This is a genomic window from Streptomyces sp. NPDC002309 (assembly GCF_053593375.1).
The window spans coordinates 1-5,768 of sequence record NZ_JBSFCI010000092.1; the positions used below are offsets into that span (position 1 = coordinate 1).

Below are 5,768 nucleotides of genomic sequence, written 5' to 3' on the forward strand. Positions count from 1 at the left end.
CATCTCGAAGCGTGGAGAACGGCCGCCTCCGCTGTCCCGGAAAGAACCGCAGATCAGCAGGTCGGGTGACGTGCGAAGTTAAACGTCAAGCTAAGGGGAAGGGCGTGCCATGACTCGATCCTCTCAAATGATCGAGTCCCCACCGAACCCGGAACGGTTCACATTGACGTGTGTCTGGCCGTGCTGCTGATTGAGGGCAGTCACTGGGGCAGGCAAGTAGGCGGGTTTGCTGTTGGTGAGGCTGGCTGACGAGCTAGCCTCCGGGAGTGGGGATAATGATGCGCTTGGCAGCTCGGGCTAGCGGTCTGAGGAAAGGGCAGTCCAAGGTCGTCTTGGTGTTGTCCGGGCACTACCGGGATCCGTTCGAGGGGGAGCGAATCCGGCGAACGGTGCGTCGAGCCGTACGCATCGCAGATGCCTTGGATTCGAGCTTGCCGGACGTCTGGATCTACGGGGCCAACTGCCACCGCCTCCCCGTGATCCAGGGCGGCTCCCTCGAGACGTGGATCGCGGACTGGGCAGTCTTGGCGAGGAGCCCTGTATTCGACGGATCTAGAGAGAACGGCAATCCGCTGGCCCGTTCGACGCGGGAGTACGGGTTGTTCAAAGGGGGCAGCGTCGCCAGCGCGATGGAGGTGTTGCGGAAGGAGTATGGGACCTCCCGTGTGCCGGTCCTTGTGCTCTTCCACGTGGAGTCGATGGAGGGTGAGGACAGTCGTGTCGCCAGGCAGTTGGAGCAGGCGTCGGGCACGCCGCTGTTCTGGCAGTTCTTCGCCCAACTGGACGAGATGTATCCGTCGGTTCTGAACCGCTTGGACGACGTGCGCCGGGAGCGCCCGAAGATCACGAACGCGCATTACAACGGCTCATGGAACATGGACATATCGGCCGGGCTCGACACGTTCCAGCAGTTTGCGATGATCAAGCCCTATGCGCGCTGGGTAACAGTCTCCCGCCGGCGGACGCTGGGGTGAGCAGTGCTCTCCACCGTGACCGTGCAGTAACAGATCAGGGTTACGGCGATACCGACGAACGCGAGGAAGTGCTCGCTGGTCGCGGACGCTCTCCGGTCCGCCTGCCACCAGCGCCGCCCGGCCCGGCGGGGTGATCTCTCACTCGGATCGCTGCTGCCAGAGCGGATTCAACCGGTCAGCAATTTGCCACCCTGGCAACCAAGTTCGGCGTCCGCCTGTCCGTCGGCCGCACCGGTCAGTGCTGGGACAACGCGCTCGCCGAGTCGTTCTTCGCCACCATCAAAAGAGCGTTGCTCGACACGAGGACCTGGCCCAGCCGGGCTGCCGCCCGCACCGCGATCTTCGACTTCATCGAGGGCTGGTACAACTTGCACCCACTGCACGGCAGCCTCGGCTACCTCAGTCCCGCCGAATACGAGACCGCACTCGCAGCCTGACCACCACACCGATGGTGTCCGCCAAAGCGGAACAAGCTCAGAACAACGCTGGGCCGCCTACGCCCTGCCTGGCACCGCGGCGCTCTTCGCAGGGACCACGCTCCTGCACACCGACCTCGCTCCGTGCAACGTGCTCATCGACGACCAGGCCCACATAGATCATCGACTAGGTGTGGCCCACACGCGGTGCCGCCTGGATCGACCCGGCCGTCCTCATCCCGCGCCTCCTGGAAGCCGGCCACATCCTCGCATGAGCACCTAAGCGGGATCGACGTCGGCGTACACCAGGTGGTGGTCCGAGTAGCGGGTCGGGCGCACCCGTTGGTCGAGCGGGACGAGGCCCCGCAGGAAGATGTAGTCGAACCTGCTCTGCCAGTCCGTCGTTGGCTCGCACTCGCCGTCCAGGGCGGGGTGGCACCGGGGGTCCGCGTCCGCGGCGAGGTCCCACATCCCGGCGAGTTCGGGCGCGGTCGGCACTGAGTTGAAGTCGCCCAGGACGATGGAGCGGCCGTACCGGGCGACCTCCGCCGCGAGTACACCGATCTGGGCCGCCCGGACGGGCTCCTGCCGCCGTTCGGCAAGGTGGGTGTTGAAGACCCGCACGGACCGGCCGCCCAGGGTGGTGGTGACCGCCATGTAGCCGCGGTCCTCGGAACCGCCGTTCGGGTACTCCACGTTGACGGAGTCGGTCATGGACGCCCTGGACAGCACCGCCTGCCCGTAGGCCCCCGGGCTCCACGGCAGCCCTCCGCACCTGCTCCAGTTGCGCAGCATGGGACCATACTCGACCTGGTACACCAGCCCATGACGACTGGCCAGATAACCCCGGATCTTTTCGACGTCCCGCACGCACGCCTCCTGCACACCTATGACCTGCGGCGCGTAGGTGGCGATCTCCGCCGCCCGGTCGACGTTGCTCTCTTCGCACGGGTTGCACATGTTCCACGTCATGACACGGTTCGGCACGACGTCCGCGGGGGCCTCGCCGGACGGGAGCCCGGCGAAGGGAACGCCGCTGGGCGCACTGGGGCCGGCGAGCGCGATGAAAAGCGCGACCGACGCGGGCACGAGTAGACGCGTGCGTCTGGGGAACACCCTTGCCTCCTCACAGCGGACACCCGCGGCATCCGACGTCCTCTCCATGAGGCTAAGTGGTCGGCTCCGGAAGTTCCTCGGGGTTGACCTGAGGACTGGTCGTGTGGTGTTCGCGGGTCCATAGCGGAGTGATTGCGCCTTGTGATGTGGTCATCAAGTCAGCCGGTGCGCAGTGCCTGGAGCAGTTGCCCCAGCGCGGCTCTGGTGTGGTCCAGGTCTTCGGGGTCGGAGGAGGACGCGAGCCACAGGGCAGCCTCGTTCATCGCCCCCGACAACAGGTGGACCAGCGGTGCGACCGGCTGCGGGGCGATGATCCCTGCGTCGATGACGGAGGACAACGCGTCGGCGAGATGGCGGGCCGAGGCGGCCTCGTCCATCGCCCGCCATTGACGCCATCCCATCACGGCAGGCCCGTCGACAAGCATGACCCGTTGGAAGTCCGGATCAGTGGTCGCGGTGAGGAACTCCTGGCAGCCGGCGGTCAGCTGGGCCCAGGGATCTTGGTGGGCGTCGGCGGCAGCAGCCACACGGCGGCCCACTTCCTGCTGCAACTCCTCCAGGACGGCGCGAAAGAGGTCCGCCTTGCCTGTGAAGTGGTGGTAGAGCGCGCCCTTGGTCACCCCGGCTGCCTGAACGATCTCTGCCAGGCCCACAGCGCCGTAGCCGCTGCGCGAGAACAGGCGCCTGCCCTCCTGCAACAGTGCCTGCCTGGTCTGCTCCCGCTGCTGCGCTCGGATGCCGTGCTGCCGCATCGCACTCCTCATTGACATACCGATGGTACGCGAATAGCGTCTTTCGCATACCGATGGTATGCGAAAAGGGTTCAGGTAGATCACCGAAGTCAAGGCGCCGGCATGCCAGTTGCCCACCGAATCCGGGACCCTACGCTCACGCCCGTCATGCCCCGAGCCCGCGCGTGAGGCCGTCACCCAGGCCATCACCGAGACGATCTCTGCCTCCACGGTGCGCCGCTGGCTCAAGGGCGACGCACTCAAGCCCTGGCAACACCGCTCCTGGATCTTCATCCGCGCCCCGAACTTCCGCGCCACGGCTCAACGGGTCCTGAATCTGTACGCGCGCATCCTCGACGGCGTCCCGCTCGGGACAGACGAGTACGTCATCTCCGTGGATGAGCAGACCTCCATCCAAGCCCGCAGGTGCTGCCGCTGGGCCGCCACCTCGCACACGAGCACATCGTCGCCGGCCTGGCCACCGCACTCGGGGGCCGGGGCCCTGACCGTGGACGCGGTGGCACTGGAGGACCGCAATGCCGCCCAGGCTGATGACGAACCCGCTGCCGCCGAGGTCCCGGTGCCGCGGCCCGCTGCTGGGCCGGGAGGGACGAGCGTGACGTTCCTGCACGAGTGGAAGCTCAGCCATCTTCCACCGGACACCCGGCCGCTGACCTCGGTGACCCACTACGACCAGCTGCTCCGACACCGCCGCGCTGGCGGCGGTGACCTGCGAGAGGGAGAAGCGCCATGACCACCCTGCCCCGCCAGCGGAACCTGACCGAGCAGGCCGCGACCACGGCCATCGACACCGCCTGCCGACTGCTGCGGCTGCCGTCGATCCGCAACGAGTTCGCCGAGATCGCCGACCGGGCCGCGAAGGACCAGACGACCTACCGGGCCTTCCTCGCCGAGCTGCTGATGACCGAGTGCGACGACAGGGCCTCGCCGCCGCTCGGAACGGCGGATCAAGGCTGCCGGGTTCCTCCGGGGCGAGTCGCTGAGGATCTTCGACTTCGACGCCAACCCCAACATCGGCCTGGCAGTGGTCAACACTCTCGCCGGCTGCGAGTGGATCAAGAAGAGGCAGCCGCTCTGCCTGATCGGCGACTCCGGTACTGGCAAGTCCCACATGCTCATCGCCCTGGGCGCCGAGGCCGCAAGGCAGGGTTACCGGGTCTGCTGCACACTCGCCACCAACGGCACCATCATCGAGACCGGCACCGGCTCCTACCGCCTGGCCAGCACCCGGGCGCGGGCCGAAACCCCCGCCAAGGCAGGCTGATCGCTGCATGGTTCAGCTTGATGGTGCTCCACCCAGAGGATCGTCAAGCACCGTTTCGGGGATGTTCTCCGTGAGCATTTCGTCGATGCAACGGCGCAGCCCGGCGCCATTGTGGTCGACCCAGGTGAGCCATGGCACCGGCTGGAACAGGTCGTCGTATTGACGGGTGCTGGGGTCGGTGAGGAGGGCGCGGAGCTCGTCCGGGGCGGGGCCGGTAGCCAGGCACAGCCAGGCCAGGCCGGCGCCGATGCGGACCTCGGGCGGTCGTCCGGGATCCGACCACAGATCCTGGGCCCATTGGGGAGCGTGTCCATCTCGGTGTTCCCGGGCGAGTTGGGCGATCGCCAGGATCAGGCTCACCCGGACTACCGCATCGTCTTCCTTCGCCAGCCTGGATTGCAGAGCAGAGGAGACGTGTGAAAGCTCGCCGGTCGCCCCCGCAAGGACGTAGGCGGTCAAGGAGCGGACCTCGGGGTCGGGGTCGGAGTGAAGCGGGAGCAGAAGGTGCAGGTCATCCGTGACGGCTTGACGGGCGGCCTGGATCGTCCAGTCCACCGGGCACATCGTGCTGCCCTCGATCATCAACGGTTCCTCGGCGACCTGGAGCATGCCTTCCCTTGATCCGTCCCCCATGTGCTGACACCGGCCGATCTCGGCGATCAAGCGAAGGGTCTGGGCACGGAGTTCGGGGCGCCCGGCCGCCGCGATCCGGAGCAGAAACGGCACCGCCAGTGCTCCCACCGCGATCGTGCCGCCCTGGTGATGAAGATTCGTCCAAAGCTGCTGCAAGGCCCTGTCTGCAGCTTTGGCGTCCCCGGACGCGAGCGTGGCGAGCAGGCCGGGGATCTCCTCGCCCGGGCCGTAGAAGTGCCGGAACCGCTGCCAAGGGACCTCGTCATACCTGAACCTGTCCTTGGCCTCCCGCGGGATCGCGCCCACGGCCGTCCGCACGTCGCAGTCCGTGCCAGTCCATCGTTCCGGCCAGCCGGCCCAAAAGTCATCGTCCACGGCTTGGCCTTCCTGTCCACCGACAGCACCTGAACTCACGCGACGTTACTCAACACCACGAAGCCCGAAGGACGGCCGCCCTTCTGTCCCGGCAACGAACCAAGATCAGCGGGTCAGGTGAACGGCCGAGGTCAAACACCAAGCTTAGCTTGACGTTTAACTTCGCACGTCACCCGACCTGCTGATCTGCGGTTCTTTCCGGGACAGCGGAGGCGGCCGTTCTCCACGCTTCGAGATG

Annotated in this window: 5 protein-coding genes and 2 pseudogenes; 4 read left to right on the forward strand and 3 right to left on the reverse strand. The window is 66.7% G+C overall.

Annotated elements, in window-relative coordinates; all coding sequences use genetic code 11:
• The first annotated feature begins 275 nt into the window (after window positions 1-275).
• Together ACWCPM_RS34440 and ACWCPM_RS34445 are read left to right on the forward strand one after the other, a co-directional pair.
• A complete protein-coding gene (locus ACWCPM_RS34440) occupies window positions 276-974 on the forward strand; it encodes a VWA domain-containing protein (protein WP_450980207.1) in 699 nt (232 codons plus the stop codon).
• Between the two features lie 233 nt (window positions 975-1,207).
• Window positions 1,208-1,411: pseudogene (locus tag ACWCPM_RS34445) on the forward strand (integrase core domain-containing protein); the annotation flags it as partial.
• 258 nt (window positions 1,412-1,669) lie between these two features.
• Here the strand turns inward: ACWCPM_RS34445 and ACWCPM_RS34450 are convergent.
• Together ACWCPM_RS34450 and ACWCPM_RS34455 are read right to left on the reverse strand one after the other, a co-directional pair.
• Window positions 1,670-2,554: an endonuclease/exonuclease/phosphatase family protein gene (locus ACWCPM_RS34450; protein ID WP_450980203.1), complete on the reverse strand. Its 885-nt coding sequence runs from the start codon at window positions 2,552-2,554 to the stop codon at window positions 1,670-1,672.
• Window positions 2,555-2,664: 110 nt separating this feature from the next.
• Window positions 2,665-3,270 carry a TetR/AcrR family transcriptional regulator gene (locus ACWCPM_RS34455; protein WP_450980204.1) on the reverse strand — a complete coding sequence of 202 codons (606 nt, stop codon included), beginning with the start codon at window positions 3,268-3,270 and terminating at the stop codon, window positions 2,665-2,667.
• A 97-nt stretch (window positions 3,271-3,367) separates the two neighbouring features.
• Between ACWCPM_RS34455 and ACWCPM_RS34460 the strand changes: the two genes are divergently transcribed.
• Entirely contained in the window at window positions 3,368-3,991 is a 624-nt protein-coding gene (locus tag ACWCPM_RS34460; protein ID WP_450980205.1) for a hypothetical protein, read from the forward strand.
• Window positions 3,988-4,435: pseudogene (locus tag ACWCPM_RS34465) on the forward strand (ATP-binding protein); the annotation flags it as partial. The gene ACWCPM_RS34460 and the pseudogene ACWCPM_RS34465, both read left to right, overlap by 4 nt.
• Window positions 4,436-4,534: 99 nt before the next feature.
• On the opposite strand, the gene ACWCPM_RS34470 reads toward ACWCPM_RS34465, so the two are convergent.
• Window positions 4,535-5,530, reverse strand: a complete 996-nt coding sequence (locus tag ACWCPM_RS34470; protein WP_450980206.1) for a hypothetical protein — start codon at window positions 5,528-5,530, stop codon at window positions 4,535-4,537.
• Window positions 5,531-5,768 lie beyond the last annotated feature (238 nt).

Excerpts from the sequence above, each read along its gene's own strand:
- ACWCPM_RS34450 (WP_450980203.1), bottom strand. The coding sequence starts at position 2,554 with ATGGAGAGGACGTCGGATGCCGCGGGTGTCCGCTGTGAGGAGGCAAGG.
- ACWCPM_RS34455 (WP_450980204.1), bottom strand. The coding sequence starts at position 3,270 with ATGAGGAGTGCGATGCGGCAGCACGGCATCCGAGCGCAGCAGCGGGAG.
- ACWCPM_RS34440 (WP_450980207.1), top strand. The coding sequence starts at position 276 with ATGATGCGCTTGGCAGCTCGGGCTAGCGGTCTGAGGAAAGGGCAGTCC.